This is a genomic window from Caballeronia sp. TF1N1, assembly GCF_022878925.1.
GTDB lineage: Bacteria > Pseudomonadota > Gammaproteobacteria > Burkholderiales > Burkholderiaceae > Caballeronia.
In genome coordinates this window covers 830,269-851,785 of sequence record NZ_CP084629.1, presented here as the reverse complement: position 1 = coordinate 851,785, position 21,517 = coordinate 830,269, and the positions used below count along the sequence as shown (strand labels likewise).

General features: G+C 59.6%; 18 protein-coding genes and 1 pseudogene. 4 read left to right on the top strand and 15 right to left on the bottom strand.

Features of this window, described 5'->3' with window-relative positions:
* Positions 1 to 90 precede the first annotated feature (90 nt).
* A complete protein-coding gene (locus LDZ28_RS29970) occupies positions 91 to 1,536 on the top strand; it encodes a hypothetical protein (RefSeq protein ID WP_244831381.1) in 1,446 nt (481 codons plus the stop codon).
* Between the two features lie 29 nt (positions 1,537 to 1,565).
* Positions 1,566 to 2,834, top strand: a complete 1,269-nt coding sequence (locus tag LDZ28_RS29965) for an O-antigen ligase (RefSeq protein ID WP_244831380.1) — start codon at positions 1,566 to 1,568, stop codon at positions 2,832 to 2,834.
* Between the two features lie 37 nt (positions 2,835 to 2,871).
* Here LDZ28_RS29965 and LDZ28_RS29960 read toward each other — a convergent pair whose 3' ends face one another.
* Positions 2,872 to 4,200: a hypothetical protein gene (locus LDZ28_RS29960; RefSeq protein ID WP_244831379.1), complete on the bottom strand. Its 1,329-nt coding sequence runs from the start codon at positions 4,198 to 4,200 to the stop codon at positions 2,872 to 2,874.
* Between the two features lie 697 nt (positions 4,201 to 4,897).
* On the opposite strand from LDZ28_RS29960, the gene LDZ28_RS29955 reads away from it, so the two are divergent.
* The gene (locus LDZ28_RS29955; RefSeq protein WP_244831378.1) at positions 4,898 to 6,028 is read left to right on the top strand and encodes an FUSC family protein; all 1,131 of its coding nucleotides are present in this window, start codon (positions 4,898 to 4,900) and stop codon (positions 6,026 to 6,028) included.
* Here LDZ28_RS29955 and LDZ28_RS29950 read toward each other — a convergent pair.
* The 8 genes from LDZ28_RS29950 to LDZ28_RS29915 all read right to left on the bottom strand — a co-directional run bounded on the left by LDZ28_RS29950 (position 6,025) and on the right by LDZ28_RS29915 (position 14,335).
* Entirely contained in the window at positions 6,025 to 7,851 is a 1,827-nt protein-coding gene (locus LDZ28_RS29950) for a sigma-54-dependent Fis family transcriptional regulator (RefSeq protein ID WP_244831945.1), read from the bottom strand. The genes LDZ28_RS29955 and LDZ28_RS29950 overlap by 4 nt on opposite strands.
* Positions 7,852 to 7,937: 86 nt before the next feature.
* Entirely contained in the window at positions 7,938 to 9,080 is a 1,143-nt protein-coding gene (locus LDZ28_RS29945) for a branched-chain amino acid ABC transporter substrate-binding protein (RefSeq protein ID WP_244831377.1), read from the bottom strand.
* Positions 9,077 to 9,796 (bottom strand): HAD family hydrolase, encoded by a 720-nt coding sequence (locus LDZ28_RS29940; RefSeq protein ID WP_244831376.1) that lies wholly within the window; start codon positions 9,794 to 9,796, stop codon positions 9,077 to 9,079. The genes LDZ28_RS29945 and LDZ28_RS29940 overlap by 4 nt, the downstream gene beginning before the upstream one ends.
* Positions 9,793 to 10,560 (bottom strand): enoyl-CoA hydratase/isomerase family protein, encoded by a 768-nt coding sequence (locus tag LDZ28_RS29935; protein ID WP_244831375.1) that lies wholly within the window; start codon positions 10,558 to 10,560, stop codon positions 9,793 to 9,795. The genes LDZ28_RS29940 and LDZ28_RS29935 overlap by 4 nt, the downstream gene beginning before the upstream one ends.
* A complete protein-coding gene (locus LDZ28_RS29930; protein WP_244831374.1) occupies positions 10,557 to 11,906 on the bottom strand; it encodes a phenylacetate--CoA ligase family protein in 1,350 nt (449 codons plus the stop codon). Before LDZ28_RS29930 ends, LDZ28_RS29935 begins: the two co-directional genes overlap by 4 nt.
* Before the next feature lie 55 nt (positions 11,907 to 11,961).
* Entirely contained in the window at positions 11,962 to 12,363 is a 402-nt protein-coding gene (locus tag LDZ28_RS29925) for a thioesterase family protein (RefSeq protein ID WP_244831373.1), read from the bottom strand.
* A 187-nt stretch (positions 12,364 to 12,550) separates the two neighbouring features.
* On the bottom strand, positions 12,551 to 13,174 hold the full coding sequence (locus LDZ28_RS29920) for a LysE family translocator (protein ID WP_244831372.1): 624 nt from the start codon (positions 13,172 to 13,174) through the stop codon (positions 12,551 to 12,553).
* 177 nt (positions 13,175 to 13,351) lie between these two features.
* Complete coding sequence (locus LDZ28_RS29915; RefSeq protein ID WP_244831371.1) at positions 13,352 to 14,335, bottom strand: DNA-binding protein; 984 nt, start codon at positions 14,333 to 14,335, stop codon at positions 13,352 to 13,354.
* A 189-nt stretch (positions 14,336 to 14,524) separates the two neighbouring features.
* Between LDZ28_RS29915 and LDZ28_RS29910 the strand changes: the two genes are divergently transcribed.
* Positions 14,525 to 15,250, top strand: a complete 726-nt coding sequence (locus LDZ28_RS29910; protein ID WP_244831370.1) for a DeoR/GlpR family DNA-binding transcription regulator — start codon at positions 14,525 to 14,527, stop codon at positions 15,248 to 15,250.
* A gap of 54 nt (positions 15,251 to 15,304) precedes the next feature.
* Here LDZ28_RS29910 and LDZ28_RS29905 read toward each other — a convergent pair whose 3' ends face one another.
* The 6 genes and pseudogenes from LDZ28_RS29905 to LDZ28_RS29880 all read right to left on the bottom strand — a co-directional run bounded on the left by LDZ28_RS29905 (position 15,305) and on the right by LDZ28_RS29880 (position 21,458).
* Entirely contained in the window at positions 15,305 to 16,366 is a 1,062-nt protein-coding gene (locus tag LDZ28_RS29905) for an ABC transporter permease (RefSeq protein WP_244831369.1), read from the bottom strand.
* Entirely contained in the window at positions 16,363 to 17,892 is a 1,530-nt protein-coding gene (locus LDZ28_RS29900; RefSeq protein WP_244831368.1) for a sugar ABC transporter ATP-binding protein, read from the bottom strand. Before LDZ28_RS29900 ends, LDZ28_RS29905 begins: the two co-directional genes overlap by 4 nt.
* A 55-nt stretch (positions 17,893 to 17,947) precedes the next feature.
* A pseudogene (locus tag LDZ28_RS29895) lies at positions 17,948 to 18,952 on the bottom strand (autoinducer 2 ABC transporter substrate-binding protein).
* A gap of 63 nt (positions 18,953 to 19,015) precedes the next feature.
* Positions 19,016 to 20,059, bottom strand: coding sequence for an ABC transporter permease (locus LDZ28_RS29890; protein ID WP_244831367.1), 1,044 nt, complete (start codon positions 20,057 to 20,059; stop codon positions 19,016 to 19,018).
* Positions 20,056 to 20,988, bottom strand: a complete 933-nt coding sequence (rbsK, locus tag LDZ28_RS29885) for a ribokinase (protein WP_244831366.1) — start codon at positions 20,986 to 20,988, stop codon at positions 20,056 to 20,058. Before rbsK ends, LDZ28_RS29890 begins: the two co-directional genes overlap by 4 nt.
* The gene (locus tag LDZ28_RS29880) at positions 20,985 to 21,458 is read right to left on the bottom strand and encodes an RbsD/FucU family protein (RefSeq protein WP_244831365.1); all 474 of its coding nucleotides are present in this window, start codon (positions 21,456 to 21,458) and stop codon (positions 20,985 to 20,987) included. The genes rbsK and LDZ28_RS29880 overlap by 4 nt, the downstream gene beginning before the upstream one ends.
* Positions 21,459 to 21,517 lie beyond the last annotated feature (59 nt).

The following is a 21,517-nucleotide window of genomic DNA, read 5'->3' as shown; positions in this document are numbered from 1 at the left end:
TGCAGCGAATGCTAGCCGCCTTAGCGACTAGTATTCGTCGCCGCCTTGCGCGGCTTGCCCGCGGCATTACAGTCTCTTTGCCTGAATACCTTGACTAACGATCCTTCGATCCCAGAAAGCGCATTTTCCAAGCTATTTGAAAAGCGACGCACGCTTTTGCGACTGGCCTGCCTTAGCGCAGCGCCGGCGCTAAGCGTTCACGCGTTGAATTCACAAGCGCAAGGCAATTGTCCAGCCCTTAGCACCGGACCGCGACGCATTACAGACCTCATCGGCTCGAATGGTTTTCCTCAGACGCCTACCGACATCTGTATGTGGCGCGAAATGGGATTGACTTGGGGCCGCGACTCGGTGGGACCTGGTCAGCCGAATTCTTCAAGCGACGCAATGAACGTCTCGAAGACGAGTCCGGGTTTCGACGTGGACTTGTCGAGCTGCATTTCAAGGAACAATCAAAACGGCGTGCATACGCTGCTCTATCTTGGCTATACGCCGAAGTGGAACGCGAGCGTTGACGGCGATTCGAAATCCGCGCCCAAAGACGTGAGCTATTGGCAGAAATATGTCGAAGCGGCGGTTAGCAAGTACAGCGCGCCGCCGTACAACGTGAAGTATTTCCAGATCTGGAATGAAGCGGCCGGGCGCTTGTCGGGGGGATCGCCGCAGGCGACTTTCTGGCACGGATCGGGATATAACAAGGACCGTAAGCTCTCTTCCAGCTATGACAGCGCCATGCAGGACTATGTAGACAAGATCCATCTTCCGGCGGCGGCCATCATTAGGAAGTACAAAGGCTATGTTGTTTATGGCGGCTGGCCCGATCAAGGCGGCGTGGATTCGTACGTGAAGTGGCTCGAATATCGCAGCGGCACTTACCAGACTCGCATGATCGACAATGTCGATTATCTCGACACTCACTACATGAGCGTCAAGGATCTGGACAGCCTTTACTCGCGTTACGTGCAGCCTGGGACGGTTCGAGGCATCTGGCAGACGGAGATCGGCGACCGCTACATGATCGATCCACATTACCTGCCTCAGTATTTTTTTTCCTTCGCGGTATGGGCGCTTAAGCGCGGATGGGACGATCCGAACAAATATGTCTCGATGATTTATCACTGGGACGGCTACGATCCATTCCGACTCACCAAGCGCGGCACGCCACGTACCTATAACGTCCCCGGCCGCACACTGATCGTTCTCTGCTCGACGCTTCGCGGCACGCTTTCGCCCTATACAGGCCAAGTCACGGCAAGCGACGACAAGAGTCCTCAGGCGCTGTACTCGGACAACGATCTGATCGTCCTGGTGGGCTCTTCCCCAGGACAATCGACCGTACAGTTGAGTGATGGTGGCAAGCTTGCAAGCGGCGGATTGGAAGCATCGCTGGTAGATGCAGTTACCGGCGCCGTGTCGACGGCTCAGGTCGAAAAGCGTCAGGGCAGACAGATCAACGTGAGCTTTTCTACGCCTGCCGCACTCGGCACCGGCGAAAAAAAGCATCTCAGCTATCTTGTTCTGCGGCGTAACGCCTGAGCTCAAGCATTAAATCAAGGGGACTCAGCATGGTCTACATAACGCTGATTGCGTTGTTGCTGACAGTGACGAACTTCGTGCCGTTAAGCGCGATAGGATTTCTGCCGATCCTTCTTTACGGGTGGCGTTTCTTCGGACGCTCTTACCCTTCGTTCGTCACGCCGCTCGTGGCCTTTGCCGCGTTCGCGACGATATCGACCATATTTTATGATCCCGCTTCTCTCGTCGATTTCGAATTCTATCGTCGCGATGGCAACTTTTACATCTCTTACGCGCCGATACTCGCAGGCTTCTTATACACGCACGACCTCGATCTGAACAAGCTTCTACGCCGCTTCTATATCTTCGCGGTCTGCGTCAACGCTCCGCTTTACGCTTACTATCTGGCACACGCCGGACTGCTCTCGATTCTCAAGCATCCGAGCGATAGCTACGGGAGCTTGTTCATCGCACGAAATGCGGCGGGCGGCTTCCTTGCCATGCTGCTTTGCCTGGGCATTGCAAACTACATGCATAAACCCAGCAAGCCAATGCTTGCGCTCATGGGCGCGAACTTCTTGATGCTTTGGTCGACTTACAGCCGCGGCTCGTTGCTCGGCATCGTGATGATCGTGCCTTACATTGTGCTGGGTCGCAAACGCTGGGTGCTGGCGACCATGATCGCAGGGATGATCCTGGCGTCGCTAGCGGTGGCGCAGTGGCACACGTTACCGCACATCAATTACATGGGCTACACGTTCGCGATCAGCGATCCCGACGAGAAAGTGGCGAATCTCAACATCCGCTATGAATGGTTATGGCCTCGTGCGCTGGCGTACTTCGAGCAGAGTCCTATCGTCGGAATGGGCTTTGGATCGTTCGATGATCGAATAGCCTCATACATCAATTACTTTCACCTATTCGCCCAACCGCTGCGGATCACCACGCATCATAGCGACTCGCATGCGCACAACTCGTACCTCAACTTCCTCGCGGAACTCGGGATCGTTGGACTGGTGTTGATGTTGTCGTTCTACTGGAGACTGACGGGTTGGTGTCAGCGGAAGGCACAGGAATCGTTGCTCTTGAGAGGCTCGCGCGACTTCGTTGCACTTCGCTTCGTGGAGCTTTCTTCGGTCTGCCTGATGGTCATGGCGGCCACGGAACACCGCTTGACGTCGCCATCCAACGTGTTACCGCTGGCGCTTGTGCTGTCTCTCGTGGTGTCGTCTCGCGGACTTTCTATGCGCTTTCTTCGCTCGCGCACGGCGAGAGCGCCGGTCAGAAGCGCGCTCGCCGTCCGGCCGGAACCACAGTGAACTCGACCACTATGTTTCCGGTCACTAGCGCGGGCAATCAAGCACCAGAGCGCGCTCGGGCGAAGTTGGTGTAGCTCGAGTACACCGGGTTGATAGGCACGCCGTTGGTCATGATGCCAAAGGTGTGATCGCCGCTATCGAGCACGTAGTACATGGTCGACTGGATGTTGTGCGTCTTGCGTGCGTTGTAGAACGACTGCAGGCGCGATTGGACAAACGTGGCGCGGTAAGCATCGGTCTGCTCGGGATTCGCGTTCCACTCGGTGATCATGAAAGGAACACCGTAGCGTGCCTTGCAGTACTGCGGTAAATCGAAGTGAGGTCCCGCGCCGTCCGAACCGATGTCAAACAAGTCGCCGTACACCTCGTAGTTGTGCCATGTCGTAATGTCCCAGCGAACCTTGGGATGCCCGCTCGTACCGTCGGGCTGCATGCCGTCCCAAAGTGCATCCGATGCACCGATGTCCGCCACGCAGAAGTTGATGCCGCACTTCGCGTCCGGCTGAATGGCCTTCACACCAGCCATCAGGCCCCGCATGACGCCGCGCATGACGGGCCAGTTCGCGTTGTTGAAATCCACGACGTCGGTACCCGCACGGTTCGAATGCAGCACGGTCTGCGAGCGACGAGTGAGTTCGTTGCCACACTCGTACATGGTCACACCGTGCGGCTTGAGCGCGGCAGCCACAGTCATGCCCGTGTTATAGGCCGTAGCGTAAGCCGCTGCCTCGCTACCGAACAGATTGCCCGAAGCGTCGGTCAAGCCTTGCTGAACGAGCGCAAGGATTTTGATACCGGTCCCATTCATGGCCGAAGCCATTTTGGCTACGGCGTTGTTCTGCTGCGTGGTGCCGTTACTGCCGAGGCGATACATGGTACAGCCCAAGGCCTTCAGAATAGAGATGGTCTCGGCGGGCGTGTAGCGATAGTCCCAGTGACCATTCATGCCGAAGAAGCTGCCTGCCGGTGCGGCGACGTCGACGCGCGGGTCGTTACATGCGAGCCACTTGTTCGACCAAACATAGAACTGATTGCTTTTGTTTTTCTGGTAGATCTTGCCGCCCGACCAAAGGAGCATGACTACGTTTGCAATCGATACAGAGGACTTGTTCTTGTAGACCATACCGCCTGAGAGCGTCCACACGGCTCCCGTCTTATCGATGATCGACGTTCCGTTAGGGATGGTCGTGCCATCCGCTGACGCGTTCGCTGCTGCCTTGGCAGTCGAATCCGGCAAGGCGGAGTCATCCGAAGCCTTTGCCGACGACTCCGGCAGTTCGCCCACGCCTCCGCCACCACAAGCGGACAGCATATAGGTTCCGGGCAGCGCGGTCATGCTAGCTAGAAATTTCCGTCGATTAATCATCGTTTCGTACTTCCGCCAAGTCGGGCGGAAAACTCCCTGAGGTTAGAGATGGATGTCTTCGTGCCCCCTTTAAAGAGGACTGCTAACGGATGAACCAAGGTACTTACGCTATTTGGCAGCGTGTCGACCTTGGAAGCTCTAAGGATGGTGATCACCGATGCGCGATGCCGGAAATAACGGCCGTTGCGCGGTGACTAACCCTTGCTGCATCAAAAAACTAAGGAACTTCTGACGACTCCGAGAGACACAGTGGTTCCGCGATTTGCAGAAGACATGGCAGATACGCACCTTGTGGAACGCAAACGCTTGCCTTAGAGGTCATACGATAAGAGGATATTACCTAAAATGACACGCCTCGTGAACCCTCGTTCGGTACTTTCTGGAAGAAAAGCAAGAAAAGGGCTGTTCGAATTAGTCTGAGCGGAACAAATGACGCTAGTCAGTCGCCGCTTAAGGGCAAATTGTACCTTTTTAATTTTGATGTCATTGTTGCTAAGTAGATCTTACCTTTTGTGAATTTATTGGGCGTAAGGCCATGTCGGACGGTGGCCTGAGGCGTGAACTCTCATATCGTGGAATCATCGCGTCAAAAAATTTACCCGAGATTCGACTGTTTATACGAACGTGCGTACGCCAAAATCTGCCTTCATAAACGCGGTTTTTTCCGCTTCTATCTTTTTCTTAGCTCAAGCGCTGCATGAGAAATAAAGCGCTCCTCCGTCTGGCAAACCCGCATTTCGTTCAATCGAAGCCCTCACGCCCCCAAGTGACCGCCCTATCGAATCGTTACCGACGCATTGATCGGTTCGATGCATTGCGCATCTGTCTCCAGTCCCTGTTTGCAAGCGCGCTCGCTTATGCGTGCATGAAGCTAATGGGCTCGACGAGCTTGACTTGGGCCGTCTTCTCTAGTCTGTTCACCCTTCAGGCGAATTTCGACCGCAGTCTCAAACATGGCATCGGTCAGATGATTGGCGCGGTGGCCGGTACGGTTGTCGGCCTGGCGACCCTGCATGTCTTCCCGGATGCCGGCGACGCGATACTGCGGTTAGGCGTCGCCACGCTCGCAACATGCCTGATGTCGTCGATCTTCCCGACGACCAATTACAGCATCGTGGTCGCTGCCGCAATCGCGCTCGAGCCTTCGGCAGGCTTCGCGGGCGCCATGTCGCGTGCGGAGGCCATCGTGTTGGGATCTGCCATCGGCATCGTGGTATCGGTGAGCGTCTGGCCACAACTGGCGCGCTCGCGTGCGTTCGGCATCATGGGGGATCTCAGCGACGATTGCCGCGCATTGCTGCATGCCTTGCCGATCTTGAGCGCCGTAGAGAACCGCGCATCCGTCGACGCCTTGCATGAGCGCTTTTTACGCCATCTCGTGGACGCTCGCGCGGTCAGTAGCGATGCTCGCGTCAAGGCGCGCTTTCGTGCAGGACCGACGCTCAGTGCGGCGCTGACAGCGTTCGAAACCTTGTGGCATGGGCTGGTACTGCTCGATCGTGTCGGGGAATCGCAATGCAGGGTGCTTCCCGAAGATGAGCGCAAGCTGCTGCGCGAAAGCGTCAACGCTGTAGGCGAATGCGCGAGCGGCTACTTGGAGCAACTCGCCGCGTACCTGCGCGACGGCGCCGCGCTTCCACCCAGCGAGCATTTCCTAAAGCCGCTCGGCGATGCATCCGCATCCGTCAAAGCGCGCTTCGTAGAGGCCGCCGAACGTCGTGATGAGTCGTCGCAACAACTGCAGGCGCTGGCTACGCTGTTATTCGCTCTCGAGCAAATCGAGGCGAACCTCAGGAACATAGGGTGGCTTTTGGAAACGAGATTTTAGAACGGCTGTCGAAGCGACCGCTCGATACGAATGCCGTGCCGCTTCATCTTCGCGTAAAGCGCGGGCTTCGATACGCGCAGCAACTTCGCGCAGGTCGTAACATTGAAGCGACATGCTTCGAGCGCATTCTCGATCGCAATGCGCTCGGCCTCCTGAAGCGACACTGGCTCTTGACGTGAAGCGTTGCGCGTATCGCTGCCTGGCTGCGTGCTTGTCGTACTGCGCAAAAACGGCGATACATCCGCAATGCAATCGCCTTCGTTCAAATTCACCATCTTCTCGACGAGATTTTCCAGCTCGCGCACGTTACCGGGCCAACCGTGAACTTCGAGCTGTTGCAGCGCGTGCTTCGAGAGCGATGGCGTCGGCTTGTGCATCCGCGTGCAGTATCGTTCGAGGAAGAATGCCGTCATTGCCGCGATGTCTTCGCGCCGCTCGCGCAACGGCGCAATCGTGATCTCGATTACGTTGCATCGATAAAACAGGTCTTCGCGGAAGGTTTTTTCCCGCACCATGGCCGCAAGATCACGGTTGCTCGCGCAGACGATGCGAACGTCCACCGGAATGCCGCGTGTATCGCCAATACGCGTGACCTCGCGTTCCTGCAACACGCGAAGCAGTTTCGCCTGCACGTCGATAGGCAACTCCGAAATCTCGTCGAGAAATACCGTGCCGCCATCGGCGGATTCGAACTTGCCTGGACGACCATCGCGCGCCGCGCCCGTAAAGCTGCCGGGCGCATGTCCGAAGAGTTCGCTCTCGATGAGCGCATGAGGAAGCGCCGCGCAATTGATTGCGATGAACGGCAGCGTGCTGCGCACACTCGCATTGTGAATGGCCTGCGCGAAAACCTCCTTGCCGACGCCGCTTTCGCCCGAAAGTAGGACGTTGGACGCGCCGCGCGCCGCCTTCTTCGCCGCATCGAGCGCGCGCTTCAAAGCGACACTCGAACCGATCACACTGTCGAAGGTAAAGCGCGCATGGTTGCCCGCATAGCGTCCCGCCATCTTCCGCACACGACGCATCTCACGGAACGTGTTGACGACAGACACCACTTCCCCGCAGCGGTTTTTGATGGGAATGGCCGTATCCAGTAGATGAAGATGGCGCGCTGGAGAGTCGATGATCAACTCGCGATCCACATAGCCCACGCCGGTGCGAAAGATCGGGCCGATGATCGGCTCGAAGTCGATCACCTCGTTGAGCGTCTTGCCGATACTCGCTTTCGGATCGATGCCGAGAATACGCCCCGCCACCGAGTTGACGTGGCGTAGCACATGGCGCTGCCCGATCACCATCAAGCCATCGCCGATATGGTCGATGATCGCGCGTTGCTCTTCGACGAGCGTGTCGTACACGGCGAGATCGAAGGCGCTTTGGAGGAGCACGTCGAGCGTTGCACCCAGCAGCGTGATGAGGCTTGCAGGCGAGCCCTTGCCGTTGCCGCTTGCGTCAAGCACACGCAATGCGACGAGGAAAACACGTCGCCCATGCGTCTCGACCCGCAGCGCGAACGCCTGCGCAAACGATGCGGCGCGTCCCGCGAGCGTCAGCATCACGCAGCGTCCATCCGACATCGACGTGGCCGCTTCCGCCAACGCGGCAAGCTGCGCGGACGGACAATGCGCAAAGAACGTATCGCGTGTCGCCGCGTCCGCTTTCGTGAATTCGTCGATGCTTTCCAGCACGTGCCCCGCGCGATCCAGCGTGAACAGGCATACCCGTGCTTCGTTTGCGGCAAGCACGCGCGCGCTCTTCCATCTCGTGCTGGCGAGTGCCCCTTCGAGCGTGACGGTATCGGGATCGAGCGCGACGGTGGCCATGTCTTCCTGCAAGCGGTCGGGCAACGTCATCGAATATAGCAGTTCAAAATCCCGCCGCCGCACTGCGATTTTTCAGAGCGGACGCGTCAATCCTTCTGCGCAATCGCAGTGAGCGCGCCGCTGTTCAACTGATACACCGTGACCGGCGCATCGACCCAATCGCCGTTTGCATCGAAGCGCACGGGGCCGAGAATGCTCGTGAACGCCTGCTCGCGCAGCGCTTTGACGTATACCTCGGGCTTCGACGATCCCGTCTTCTGCATCGCGTCCGCGACGACGAGCGTCGCGGCATAGAACGCGGGCGCATAGGTATCGACATCGGCGCTGAACGCACTCTTGAATTTCGTGCGAAAGGTCTTGCCGTCCGGTAACGAATCGAGCGGCGCGCCGCCTTGCGCGCAGAACATGCGCTTGTCGGCGGCTCCGGCCGATAGCTTGTCGAATTCAGGCGAGCAAATACCGTCGCCGCCTACGAGCGTTGCGTTGATGCCGAGTTCGCCCATTTGCCGCGCAAGCGTCGCGGCCTGTGCATAGTAGCCGCCATAAAACACGACCTGCGGATTACGCGACTTGATCTGCGTGAGAATGGCCTTGAAGTCGGTTGCCTTGTCCGTGCTGTATTCACGCGCGACGACCTGCAAGCCCGCCTTCTTTGCGCTGTCGACGAATACATCGGCGACGCCCACGCCATAAGCGGTGCGGTCATCGATTACCGCGGCGCGTTGTGCATTCAACACTTTCGCCGAATAAAGCGCCATGCGGCCACCCATGACGTTGTCGTTGGTCGCGAGCCGGAAGACATAGGGATAGCCGAGGTGCGTGAGTTGGGGGTTCGATGACGCGCCGGTCATCATCACCACGTGCGCATCGTTGTAGATGCGCGCGGCGGGAATGCTCACGCCCGAGTTGTAATGGCCAATGACGGCGGATACGCCATCGTCCACGAGCTTTTGCGCTACGCTCACGCCTACTTTCGGATCGCCCTGGTCGTCCATCGAGATGAGTTCGAAGCGCACGGGCTTGCCTGCAATTGTGAAAGCCTTCGCATTGAGTTCGTCGATGGCAAGCCGTACACCGCGCTCATCGTCCTTGCCGCTTTGCGCGGCGCTGCCAGTGAGCGGCCCTGCCACACCGATCTTTATCACTTCCTGCGCGTATGCCGCGCGCGTTGCGCCGACCGTTGTCAATGCGCATGCCATGAACGCCATCGCCAAGTTGAATCGTTTCATATCGTTTCCCCAGTCGCAGTCAATGACAGACCTTCAAGAACGTCCCGTACCGGCGACAGCGTGTCGAATTCGAAATCGGGACGTGGCTGCCACGTTCCGAGCGTCTCTCGCGTGCGATTGATCCAGGCCACCGCCATACCAAGAGGCTTTGCTCCGTCGATATCGGCCCAGCTCGCGAGCGAACAATGCAGCACGTCGCGCGCGTCCACCGCCAGGCGGTCGAGCGCGAGCGCAAAGATCGCCTGCGATGGCTTGTAGGCCTGCGCCATCTCCGCTGTCGTCACATGCTCGAAATAGCGTGTGAGCCGCGTGCGCCGCCATAGATCGCTGTCCATGTTGGTGATCGGCATGAGCGGATAGCGCGCCGCAGCCCAATCGAGGAACGGCTCAGCATCGGCGTGTGCCGGCGATGCTTCGACCAGATGCGAGAGGAACACGTCGTTCAGCGTTTCCATCGCATGGCCTTTACGCGCGCCGGGCCAGTGCGTATCGAGGCAATCGGCGAGTGCTTGTTGCGCAACATCGCGATAGCGCGCGTAGGCCTGGCCTCGATAAAGACGCACGTTGCGGATGTCCCAATCGAGATAGATCTGGGAGACAGGTTCGTCTGCCTCGACCGAGATGCGCCGCAGGACTTCCGCCATGCCGAGCGTGCCGCCTTGATCCACATCGACGAGCGTGCCGAAGTAATCGAACGTAAGGGCTTTGGGACTCATTGCGACGTCTTCCTGTTCGCGAAGGCCTTCACGCGCTCGGCGGCATCCGGCAGCGCGAATGCCTCGATGGTGACGGCACTCTCGAGTTCGAGACTGCGAGCCAGCAAGCCCGACAGGTCGCTCGTCACCAGTTTCTTTAGCTTCGATACGGACGTCGATGAGCGTTGTGCGATACGTGCTGCAAGTTCGAGCGCGGTTTCCAGTACGGCATCGCGCGGAACCACGCGATTGACCAAACCCATCGATAGCAGCGTCTGCGCGCTCTGCCTTTCGCCGAGCAACCAAAGCTCCATCGCGCGTTGATGCCCTATCGCCTGAGGCAGCAGATGCGTGACGCCGCCCGTCACGAATTGTCCCCACTCCATCTCGGGAAAGAAGCACACGAGATCGTCCGATGCGACCACGATGTCGCAATTGAGCATCCACTCGAAGCCGCCGCCGACAGCATAACCATGCACCGCGCCGACCACGGGCTTGGCACCGAACATCAGATCGCGCGTGATGCGCTGAATGCGCCCGATATGACTGCGGATACTCTCATCGCTTTTGCTTTGAGCGTCGAACTCCTTGAGGTCGTCGCCCGCGCAAAACGCGCGTCCCGCACCGGTGAGCACGATGACGCGGCATGATGTATCGCCGCGCGCGCCTTGCAGCGCGTCGTGCAGATCGTCGAGCAACGCACCGCCGATTGCGTTCATGCGCTCTGGTCGATTCAACGTGACGATGGCAACCGGTCCTTCCATGTGTAGCGTTACGTCGCTCATGCGAGCTCCTTGTCGATCCAGCGCGTCTTGCCTTCGGTACGCGGAAAATGTTCGAATGGCACCATCGTGACCGTTGCGCTCGCGCCTATGCGATTGCGTACGGCCGCCTCGATGTGATGCGCGGCATCGCCCCAGCGAGCGATATCGAGACCGCTCGCCGCTTCCACAGTCATCGCAATGCGGTCGTAAGGGCCATCGCCCTTGAGCACGATGCGAAACTGTCCCGAGGCCCATTGCGGCAGCGCTTCCACAGCGAGCCGGACGGCACCCGGAAAGACGTTGATGCCGCGCACGTTGAACATGTCGTCGGTGCGACCCGTCACGCGAAAACGCCATGCCGTGCGTCCATCCTCGCCGGCATCGACGGCAGTCACCGTCACCACGTCGCGGGTGCGATAACGCACGAGTGGCTGACATTGCTTGCGCAAATGCGTGCACACGAGCTCGCCCGTGACGCCCTCTTCCATGGGCAAACGCGCGAGTGTCTCCGGATCGATGATCTCCGCGAACACGACATCCGCCGCATGAAACAAGAGGTCGTTGGTCCAGTCCGTCTGTCCGCCAAGAATGCTCAGAACTTCCGATAAGCCGAAGTTCGCATTGCGCACCTTGAAGCCCCACTTGTCTTCCATCGTCGCGCGTAACTCGGGGTTGTCGAGACCTGCTTCGCCGCCGAACAGTCCGAGCTTCAGGCCGAGTTCGCGCGGTGTAGGTCCGCCTGTTTCGCGCAACACTTGCTCGATAAGCGCGGGATACGAAGGCGTACAAGAAATCGCGTTGATGCCGAGACTCAGAATGGAGTCGATCAACATCCGCGTGTTGCCGACGCCGAACGGCGCCACCGTCGCGCCAGTGGCTTCGAGAATGGTGTGATCGGTGAAGCCGCCGGTCCACATGCAATAGTTGAGACAGTGGATCACGCGATCATCGGGGCGCAGACCCGCCGCCCACATCGAGCGTGCGCCGACGCGTGCGATGTCCAATGCATCGCGTAGGCTGTTCGCGAGAATCAAAGGGCGCCCGGTCGTGCCCGACGTGCGATGCAAGCGCGCAATGGCGCTTTCCGCGCAGGCCACGTAATCGCCGAATGGCGACGCACCCTCCTGACTCACGCGCAACTCGTCCTTCTCCGTGAAGGGCAGGTCCTGCAGCGAATCGAGCGTGATGTCGTCGCGTTCGATCCAGCGTGCGAGCTTCGAACGATAGAACGCCGACATCGCACGCAGATACGTCCATTGCGTCGACCAGAGCGCGTCCTGATGACGACGCACGCCGGCTGACGGCAGCGTTTCGAAGGCTTCGTCGAAGTACACGCCATGCGTTGGGGCAGTCACAGCCACGTCCATGTCTTTCCTCGGTTGAGCGGCCTTTGCCGCGAATTCTTCGTTATGGCGGGCACGCTCATGACGAACGGCGCTTCGCGGCGCGCGCCTCGATGACGCTTCTCTCGACGATGGCCCGTGCATGGCTCGCGCTGCCGACAGGGCCGCCGTTATCGGCTGCGACAACGTCGAACCAGTACAGCGCGCCTTCGATTGCACGAAACGTCGCGGTGGCGGAGACATCGGCGCCATGTGGTGTCGGTGCGAGATGATTGAGATGCGTGGTGACGCCCACGGAGAGCTGCCCGTCGCGCAGGGAGTCGCGCATGAGTTCCGCGCAGGCGCGCTCGATAAGGGACAACAATGCGGGCGTGGATAGCACGTCGGGATAGCGCTCATCCGCTTCATGCGCGTGAGCAGAGGCGAGATCGGCGGATGAGACGGTATGCGTGAGCGTGGCGGTTCGGCCTGCTTCGATCATGGACGGCTCCGGTTTGTTATCGGAGCTATCAATGCAAGGGCTGGGCCAATCATGCGAAAGCCCCGGCTGGCGGGACTCACCGCAAATCGCTGAATGATCGAAAGGGCTGACCGTAAAGATTCTTAACGTTGCAAATCGAAACGGTCGTCGGCTTTGCTTAACGGGTTTCGATGCGAGATTGTGCGTATCAACGAAGCGGCAGCATCGTGAGTCCGACGATAACCAACGCAGCACCGCCGCCGCGCCGAATCATCATGAGACGGCTGTGGCTCGTGATACGCCGATGCACGGCATGCGTGACGAACGCGTAAGTCGACATCACAGTGAGCACCACGGTCGTATCGATCGAGATGAGCGTGGCGAGTTGCGGCAGTATCGGCGTATGCAGATCGACTAGCTGAGGCACGGCGGCCGCGAAGAAGCCGAGCGTGTTCGGATTGACGAGCGATACCGTAGCGGCCTCAAGAAAGATGCGCAGACAAGGCTGCCTGACGTGCGGCGTCACATGCGTGACCGCGGCTTGTGGGCCCTGTCCACGCATGGCGCGTATGCCGAGCCAGATCAGATAGAGCGCGCCCGCTAGCCGCAGACCGATGACAAGCCACGGCGATGCGTTGAGCAAGGCGCTCAAGCCGAGCATGACGCCGCTTGCCATGACGAAGCGCGAACACAGATTGCCCGAGACCGTGAAGAGCGCGGCATACAGTCCGTGACGCACGGTATTGCGCACGACGAGCATGGCATTGGGGCCCGGGGAGCCCGTGGCGGCGAGCGTTGCAATGGAGAAGGCAAGCCAGGTGGCGGTAGTCACGGCTAGCTCCCACGCGTGGCGTATGCGTCGACGGAAGAGGCTTGAATGCGTGCTGACATGCTGGCTCCCGAAACGTTTGCGATGGAAGCCATTGTTGTTCATGCGGATGCGCGCAGACACCCTCCTTGCGTTGGCATCGGATTGGCGGGAGCTGACTCACGACGCGCACTGAAGGCTTTAGCCGCCTTTCTTGCGTGCCGCGACGGTCTTTTTAACCGCGGGCTTACGCGTCGCACGCTTGGGCGTCGTCTTATCGATATCACGCATCGACTTGAGCTCGTCTTTCAACGACGCATGCGCCGTTTCCAGCGCGGCCAGTTTGCCTTGGAGCACGCCGGCATGATGACGGCCGTCGCCAACTTGCGCTTGCAAGACATCGACGGCACGGCGATGGTCCACATCGCGCTTGTCGGCCCGTTTGACCGCCTCGGCCAGTTCCTTTTGAAGCTTGGCCGTGACGCTGCGTTCGCGATCGATTTCGAGCAGCGCGCGTTTCTCCGATGCTCTCAAACGCTCCTCGGCGCGGCTCGCCGCTTCGCGCAGCTTCTCGAGATCGCGCGAAAAGCCTTCGCGCACCTTGTCCAGTTCTCGGGCGCGTGCGCTTGCTTCGTCGTTGAGCCGTTTGATTTCGGCATCGACTGCCTTTCGCGTGGCCGCGTCTTCGGCGCGTTGCCGCTCCAACTCGCGAATCTCGGCCTGTGCCGCCGACAATGCAATCGTGCGCTGTTCCAGCGTCGTTTCCATGCGCCCCAGTTCCTCGCGCGCCGCAACTACCTTCTGCTCGGCCTCGGTGCGTTGCGCGTCAAGCTCTTCGCGTTGCGCGTTGAGTTCGGCCTGTGCCGACGTAGTTGCGCGCGTCCAAAGCGTGCCGATGAGTTCGCCAGCGGCATCGCTCAAATCCGGCGGCAGGTCCGGATGCTCGATGCGTACCCGGCTCTTTTCTCGCAACTCGGCCCAGAACTCGCCCAGCACCGATGCCGGCGTGCTCATGGTGCCGCGCCGAACCAGGCTGTAAAGGCGATTGGCCGTCGGCGGCACGCCGAATCGAAAGAACAGGAGCGTGCAGACTTCCCGGTAGAGCTCGCGCGTTTTCGGGAATTCGACTTTCAGGCGGTCAATGGCGGCGGCCAGTCGTGCGTCATCGGAGAGCGGTTCGGACATTGCGGTTTGGTCAGTACTTGGAGGAGCAAGAATATAGCGTAGAGCGCCCGATAATTAACGCTCACTCGACTGCTTGGCCATATGGACGACCCCGTACTTACCCGCGCCGGCGTTCACACGCTGGTCCGCATTGTTATAATCCTTTCAACCCACGACTAAAACCTAACACCGCACAAAAGCCGTAAGCCGATGGCCAAACCCGAACGCCTGCGCGTGCTCTCAAGCGCACTCGAAAAGCAGAACGTGATGCGCTTGCGCGATGCAGCCGCCTTGCTAGGCGTCTCCGAGATGACCGTTCGCCGCGATATCGCAGCGCATCCCGGTCAATTCACTTACCTCGGCGGCTATATCGTCAGCGCGGCGGATTTGCCCAATGCAGCGGGCTATACCATCGAGGAAGAAAAGGATCACTTCGCTCAGGCCAAGGCGATTGCATCGAGCCATGCCGCGCATCTGCTTACCGATAGCGAGACCATCTTCATCGATTGCGGCACCACGCTCACCACGCTCGCGCGGCAGATTCCCACGGACATGCATCTCACCGTCGTGTGCTATTCGCTCAACGTGGCCGAGATTCTGCGCCGCAAGCCCAATGTCCGGCTGATCCTTCTTGGTGGCGTCTATGTGCCGTCATCCGAATCGTTTGCGAGCGATGAAAGCGTCGAGACGCTGAGGCGTATGGGCATCAACAAGGCGTTCATGTCGGCGGGTGGCGTGGATGAAGCGCGCGGTGTGACGTGCTGGAACTTTCACGAAGTGGCCATCAAGCAGGCGGCCATGGCAAGCGCGGTGGAGCGCCATCTCGTCGTCGATGCAAGCAAGCTCGGCAAGGTCAAGGCCGTGCGCTTCTCGCAGATTTCCGAGTTCGACTCGGTCATCACCGAGGAAGGGCAGCGCAGACGCAAGCACGCGTAAAAAAGCCCGCAAAACGCTATGCGGGCTCTCTGCGGCTTCTGAACGACCAACCCACTACTGCCGTCGTCCGAGCGCGAACAACGTCCCTGCGACGAGAATGAATGCGCCGATGATCACCTTCTGCCAAGTGCTCGGCACGCCCACCAGAATCAGCACGCTGTTGATGAGCGTCACGAGCACGACGCCGAGCAACGTGCCCACCACCGTTCCCGTACCACCGGTTATGCGTGCGCCGCCCAAAATCACGGCGGCGATCACATCGAGTTCCGTGCCGACCAAGTCGAAAGGATTGGCAAGCCGGTTGGTCGATACATGCAGAATGCCCGCGACGCCCGCAAGCAATCCCGTATAGCCGAACACGAACAGATGGATCGCGCGCAGGTTGTAACCGAGCCGTTCGGCGATGGTGAGACTGCCGCCCATCGCATAGACGCCGCGACCCATCATCGTGCGATTGAGCAGCCACCATGTGACGACCGCCGCGATCACGAGCGCGAGCACGGAGACCGGCAACACGGCACGCAAACCATCGGACGTGTGATAGAAGAAGAGCGGCAGGCGTCCGAACGTATCCATGCTGTGCGGAATGTTCATGAAGAACTGCGTGCCCACGAAAGTCAGCAACAAGCCGCGATACAAATACTGCGTGCCGATCGTCACGATCAGCGAAGGCGCCTTCAACCGATGCACGAGCATGCCATTGATGATGCCAAGCAAGACGCCGCCCAGCGCGCCCGCAATGAGTATCAACGCAAACGGACACTCCGGCCACCAAGCGAATACGGCCTTGGTGATCGAATACATCGTGAGTGCCGCTATTGCCGTGAACGACACGTCGATACCTCCCGAAGCCAGCACGACGAGCGTGCCCAGCGCAAAGAGCGATACGGTGGTCGCCGAATGCAACAAGTCGAACAACGTGGCGAATTGGAAGAACCGCGGGTTCAGGCCACCCACGATCAGACACGTCACGAGAATAAGACCTAGGGTGAACCACTCGGGATTGCGCATCAGCCGCGCATAAAGACTGCCCTTGCGCACGCGCGGCGCGACGTCGCTCACGGCTTGCGGCACCGGCTCGCTTCCCGTGCGGCGGATGGATTCGCTCATACTCATGCTGCCTCTGAAAGTAACGCGTGATAAAGCTCGGCCTCGCTCAGACGATCCGCGCGATACTCGCTCGAAATCCGGCCCTTCTTCATCATCAAGATACGGTCGCAGTTTTGCAGCAGTTCGGGCAAGTCGTCGCTGATCAAAATGATGCCGATGCCCTCCTTGGAAAGCCGCTGCATGATGCGGTAAATGATGTCCTTCGATCCCACGTCGACACCGACAGTCGGCCCGTGCAGGATCAGCACGCGCGGATCGATGGCAAGCCACCGCCCGATCAACACGCGTTGCTGATTGCCGCCCGAAAGAGATTGCACGGGCTTGTCGACGTCGGGCGTGGCGATCTGCAAGTCCTTCACGGTGCGCTCGGCAAGCTCCTGCGCGCGCTTGCGATCGATCTGACCGAAGCGGTCCCGCAGGCTCGAAATCATCGCGGTCACGACGTTATCGCGAATCGGTTTGTCGAGAAAAAGCCCTTCGTTCAGGCGGTCTTCCGGGACATAGCCTATGCGTTGCGTCTTCGCATCCGCCGGCGTTTGCAGGCGCACGCGCATGCCGTCGAGCGTGACCGTGCCCATGTCGGCGGGCGCGACACCTGCCAGTGCACGCGCGAGTTCGTTACGGCCCGAATCGAGCAGCCCCGTCACACCGAGTATCTCGCCCTTGTGCAGCTTGAACGATACATCGGCGAACTGGCCTTTGCGTCCGAGCGCCTGCACGTCGAGCACGATCTGCGATGCGCCTTCTTCCCCTTGCGCGCGATAGCGCTCGGTTGAAAGATGCTTGCCCGTCATAAGCTCGCTGATCTGCGCCTTCGTATAGTTTTCGATAGGACCTTGCGCCATTTTCTGACCATCGCGCAGCACGATCACTTCGCCGCCGATTGCGTAGCACTCGTCGAGCTTGTGACTCACGAACAGCACGGCGACGCCGTCGGCACGCAAACGCGCGAGCACGGCGATGAGATTGTCCACTTCCTTTTGCGTGAGCGACGTGGTGGGCTCGTCCATGATGACGAACTTCGCTTCGCTGGCAATGGCGCGTGCGATTGCCACGAGCTGCCGCGTGGCGAGCGGCAATTGCTCGATCAAGGTCTTCTGAAAATCCGCATCGCCCGGCAAGCCCACGGCTTCCAGCGCCCGTGCAGCGGTTTCGGCAAGCGCGCGGCGATCGAACGTGCGCGCGAGCTTGCCGTTGTGTTCGGCAAGCTCGGATGTGAGCGCGACATTCTCCGCCACGTTCATGTTCGGCAGCAGCGACAAGTCTTGATAAACGGTCTCGATACCCGCGGAAAGCGATTCGAGCGGCGATAGCCGCGCATGTCTCACGCCTTCGATCACGAGTTCGCCTTCATCGGGCGGTTGCGCACCCGAGATGATCTTGATGAGCGTGCTCTTGCCGCAGCCGTTCTCGCCGAGCAGATGATAGATCTGCCCGCGTTCAAACGAGAGGCTCACGCCACGCAGCGCATAAACGCCTGTGAAACGCTTATGAATATCGACGACTTCGAGGAGCGGTGTCTCTTTGGTCATGGCTTATAGAAAGCAGGCAGCGCGCGGCAATGAACCACGCGCCGCGTACGTCACATCAGAACGGATACTGCTTGTAGTTGGTCTTGTCGACATCAACCCAACCGGTACCGCGCACGATCACACCCTTGCCCGGGCCCTTGCTCACGGTGACTTTGTTGTATCCGGTGATGCCGAGGTCCGTACCGTTGTCGATGGTCTTGCCTTCCACCAACATCTGCGCGACCTTGTTCATTGCGAGACCGGCGAGCTTCGGGTCCCAGAACGCGATGCCGTTGACCGCTCCGCTTTCGAGGAACTTGCCTGCTTCAGTCGGCAGGCCCGTGCCATACACGCAGATCTTGCCGACCTTGCCCGCTTCTTCCACTGCACGGCCAATGCCGATCACATCCAGCGACGACGAGCCCTGAAAGCCCGTCAGATCCGGATGCTTGCGCAGCACTTCCTTCGCGACCTGATAAGCACGCTCGCCGTCGTTATTCGTTTCAAGCTTCGGCTCGACCAGATCCATTTTCGGATACTTGGCCTTTGCATTGCCGATACCGCCATCGGCCCATTGCACTTGCGAGCGGCTGCCGAGCGAGCCCACCAGCACGGCTCACTTACCCTGGCTTCCCATGCACTTCGCAAGACGTTCGTTCAAGCCCGCACCGTAGGCAGTGTTATCGAACGCTTCGATATCCACCATGGTGTTCTTCGCGTTGTCCGCTTCATGCGTGACGACCTTGATGCCGCGATCCATCGCCTTCTTGAGCGCGGGTTCGAGCGTCGGCGGATCATACGGCACGACTGCAATCGCCGTGACTTTCTTCGCGATCAAGTCTTCGATGATCTTCAGCTGTTGCGCGGCATCGGCACGCCCCGGACCTGTCTGATACACGGAGATGTTCGGATTGTCCTTGCCGAACTGCTTTACGCCTTCGTCCATGCGATTGAACCAGTTGATGCCGGTCACTTTAACGACCGTCACGATGGTCTCGTTGTTCGCAGCTTGCGCGGCTGCAATGGCTCCTGCCGCAAGCGCGATTGCCGTGAGCGCGGCGGTGATTTTCTTGAGTTTCATTGTGCTGTCTCCTTTGCCTCTGTCACTTGGTCTCTTTATGAATCACGGGGAAATAAAAGCGTTTCAACGTCCGGTCGATGCGGGCGGTTGCGGCACCTTGCTGGAAGGCTTCGCGCCGCCTATACCGAAGATTGCGCGCACGCGTTCGCCACCTGCGAATGCAAGCGATGCAAGCAGCAAGAAACCCCACGCGCAGTCACCGAAGAATTGCGACACGCCGAGCAGATTGAACAGGCTCGACAGAAACTGCAAGACGGTCGCGGCAAGAAAGACGCAGACTATACGTCCATAGCCGCCAGCGGGATTCACGCCGCCCATGACCGCGATGAGGATTGCGATCAGCAAATACGAATTGCCGTAATCCCATTTCGCGCTCGACGTATGCGTCGCGCTGATGAGTCCGGCAAGCGATGCAAGCACGCCGCAAAGACCATACGTGACGATCAGCATGCGCGTGCGCGGAATGCCCGCATAAAACGCGGCCTTCGGATTCGTGCCCATGAGATACAGCCGCAGACCGAACGGCGTGCGCTTCAGTATCCAACCGAGCAACAAGACGGCGGCGACGAAAATCCACAACGATATGGGTACTTGCAGGAAGGTGCCGTTACCGATGCTGGAAAGCGGATCGACATATTCCACCCGCACCGAAGCACCGTTACTCAGCACCACCGCGATACCCGTGAATAGCAGTTGCGTGCCGAGCGTGCAGAGAATGGGCGTGAGCCTCAGCTTCGCGATCACCACGCCATTTAGGATACCGCCAAGCGCACCCATTGCCACGACGATGCATACGAACACGCCGGTATAGAGCGCCGGTGAATCGTCGCCCGAGACCATTTGCGGCAGCAACATTGCCGCGACCATGCCAGACAAATTCGCGAGCCCCACTCCGGACAGATCGATCCCGCCATTGCCCGACACCATCGACAGCATGATGCCGAGTGCGAGCAGCCCGAGTTCGGGCAATTGTCCGCCCATCGACTGAAGATTGTCGATGTCGAGAAACTGTCCTTTGGAAAGCCATGTCGCGATGATCACGACCAGCAAGTTCACGCCGACCAGAAAGTTCAGCTGGCGATCGGCGAGCCACTTCGATCCCTTCATCGCACCTCGCTCCTTTCGCCGAGCACAGCGTTGATTTCATCGAGACGCGGCATCGACGGAGCGGTGCCCGCGCGCGTCACCGAAAGGCTCGCCAGCGCGCAACCGAAGCGCACGGCAGCCAGCGCCGAATCGCCGCGTGCAAGCGCCGCTGCGAAGCCGCCTGTGAAGCCATCGCCCGCGCCTGCGGTCTCGACTACACGGCCGCAATCGAAGGCCGGCACGAGTTCGGATTTGCCTCCGGACGTGTGGAGCAATGCGCCCTTTTCTCCGAGCGTGACGATCACCGCACGCGCGCCCTTCTTGAGCAAGACATCCGCTGCGCGGCGAGCGTCATCGACCGATTCGATCGCCACGCCCGTGAGCGCGGTTGCTTCAGTTTCATTGGGCGTGATGTAGTCGCAGAGCGGATAGATGTCGTCGGTGAGCGGAAGCGCCGGCGCGGGATTGAACACCGTTGTCACGCCATGCTTGCGCGCGAGTTCGAGACCACGACGCGCAGCGGGCAGCGGCTGTTCGAGTTGTGTGACGAACACGGATGCACGTGCGATATCCGCTTCGATCGCCTCGATGTCTTCGGGTCCAAGCGTGCCCGCAGCGCCGGCCGCCACGATGATCGCGTTGCCGCCCGTGTTTTCGTCGACGTAAATATGCGCGGCACCCGTGGCGATGTCGTCCAGCACGGTCGCACGCGATGCGATGCCTTCAGCCGCCCACGTTGCCTGTGCGATTTGGCCGAACGCGTCGTTGCCAATGCGCGTGCAGAAGATCACGTCGGCGCCCGCACGCGCGGCCGCCACGGCTTGATTCGAGCCCTTGCCACCCGGACCCATTGCAAACGCCGAGCCTGCCACGGTTTCGCCAAGCAAGGGCATGCGTTGTGCACGGAACGCGAGGTCGGTGACGTAGATGCCGAGAATGACCACGCTCATCGCGCTTCTCCTTCAGACGCGTCGGCGGCGAGCTGCACGCCCTTCTTGAAGATGAAGCAGCCATAACCGCGCGCTTCGCCCGTGGCTATCACGCAATACGCATTCTTGGCGCGTTCGTAGAACGCAAAACGTTCGATCGGCGCGAAAGCCTGTGCACGCCCTTCTGCGTCGTCCACTTCGCGTTGCGCCTCGCGTTGCACGGCAGGCAAAGTAGTTGCATTGCCAACTACTTCCATGCGGCCTGCCGGATCTTCGACGAACGTATCGAGCGGCAACACCGAAAGCACGGCACGCACCGCACGTGGCGCGCTCGCGCCATCCATGCGCAGCACCTTGCCTAACACCGTTTTCCGGGCCACCGAGTCAGCGGGAAAATGAGCATCGCAGATCACCACTTCGTCGCCATGTCCCATCGCGGCAAGCGCGTACAGAATGTCGGCATTCAATAGTGGATCGATATTCTTCAGCACAGCGTCTCCTCCATGCATGGGCGCGCTTCGTCCCGAAGTCTTCGCCCTTCAATTCTCAC

Bases quoted from the DNA above. Each gene is read 5' to 3' on its own strand.
- LDZ28_RS29965 (WP_244831380.1), top strand. From the start codon at position 1,566: ATGGTCTACATAACGCTGATTGCGTTGTTGCTGACAGTGACGAACTTC.
- LDZ28_RS29960 (WP_244831379.1), bottom strand. From the start codon at position 4,200: ATGATTAATCGACGGAAATTTCTAGCTAGCATGACCGCGCTGCCCGGA.
- LDZ28_RS29955 (WP_244831378.1), top strand. From the start codon at position 4,898: ATGAGAAATAAAGCGCTCCTCCGTCTGGCAAACCCGCATTTCGTTCAA.
- LDZ28_RS29950 (WP_244831945.1), bottom strand. From the start codon at position 7,851: ATGGCCACCGTCGCGCTCGATCCCGATACCGTCACGCTCGAAGGGGCA.
- LDZ28_RS29945 (WP_244831377.1), bottom strand. From the start codon at position 9,080: ATGAAACGATTCAACTTGGCGATGGCGTTCATGGCATGCGCATTGACA.
- LDZ28_RS29940 (WP_244831376.1), bottom strand. From the start codon at position 9,796: ATGAGTCCCAAAGCCCTTACGTTCGATTACTTCGGCACGCTCGTCGAT.
- LDZ28_RS29935 (WP_244831375.1), bottom strand. From the start codon at position 10,560: ATGAGCGACGTAACGCTACACATGGAAGGACCGGTTGCCATCGTCACG.
- LDZ28_RS29930 (WP_244831374.1), bottom strand. From the start codon at position 11,906: ATGGACGTGGCTGTGACTGCCCCAACGCATGGCGTGTACTTCGACGAA.
- LDZ28_RS29925 (WP_244831373.1), bottom strand. From the start codon at position 12,363: ATGATCGAAGCAGGCCGAACCGCCACGCTCACGCATACCGTCTCATCC.
- LDZ28_RS29915 (WP_244831371.1), bottom strand. From the start codon at position 14,335: ATGTCCGAACCGCTCTCCGATGACGCACGACTGGCCGCCGCCATTGAC.
- LDZ28_RS29910 (WP_244831370.1), top strand. From the start codon at position 14,525: ATGGCCAAACCCGAACGCCTGCGCGTGCTCTCAAGCGCACTCGAAAAG.
- LDZ28_RS29905 (WP_244831369.1), bottom strand. From the start codon at position 16,366: ATGAGTATGAGCGAATCCATCCGCCGCACGGGAAGCGAGCCGGTGCCG.
- LDZ28_RS29900 (WP_244831368.1), bottom strand. From the start codon at position 17,892: ATGACCAAAGAGACACCGCTCCTCGAAGTCGTCGATATTCATAAGCGT.
- LDZ28_RS29890 (WP_244831367.1), bottom strand. From the start codon at position 20,059: ATGAAGGGATCGAAGTGGCTCGCCGATCGCCAGCTGAACTTTCTGGTC.
- rbsK (WP_244831366.1), bottom strand. From the start codon at position 20,988: ATGAGCGTGGTCATTCTCGGCATCTACGTCACCGACCTCGCGTTCCGT.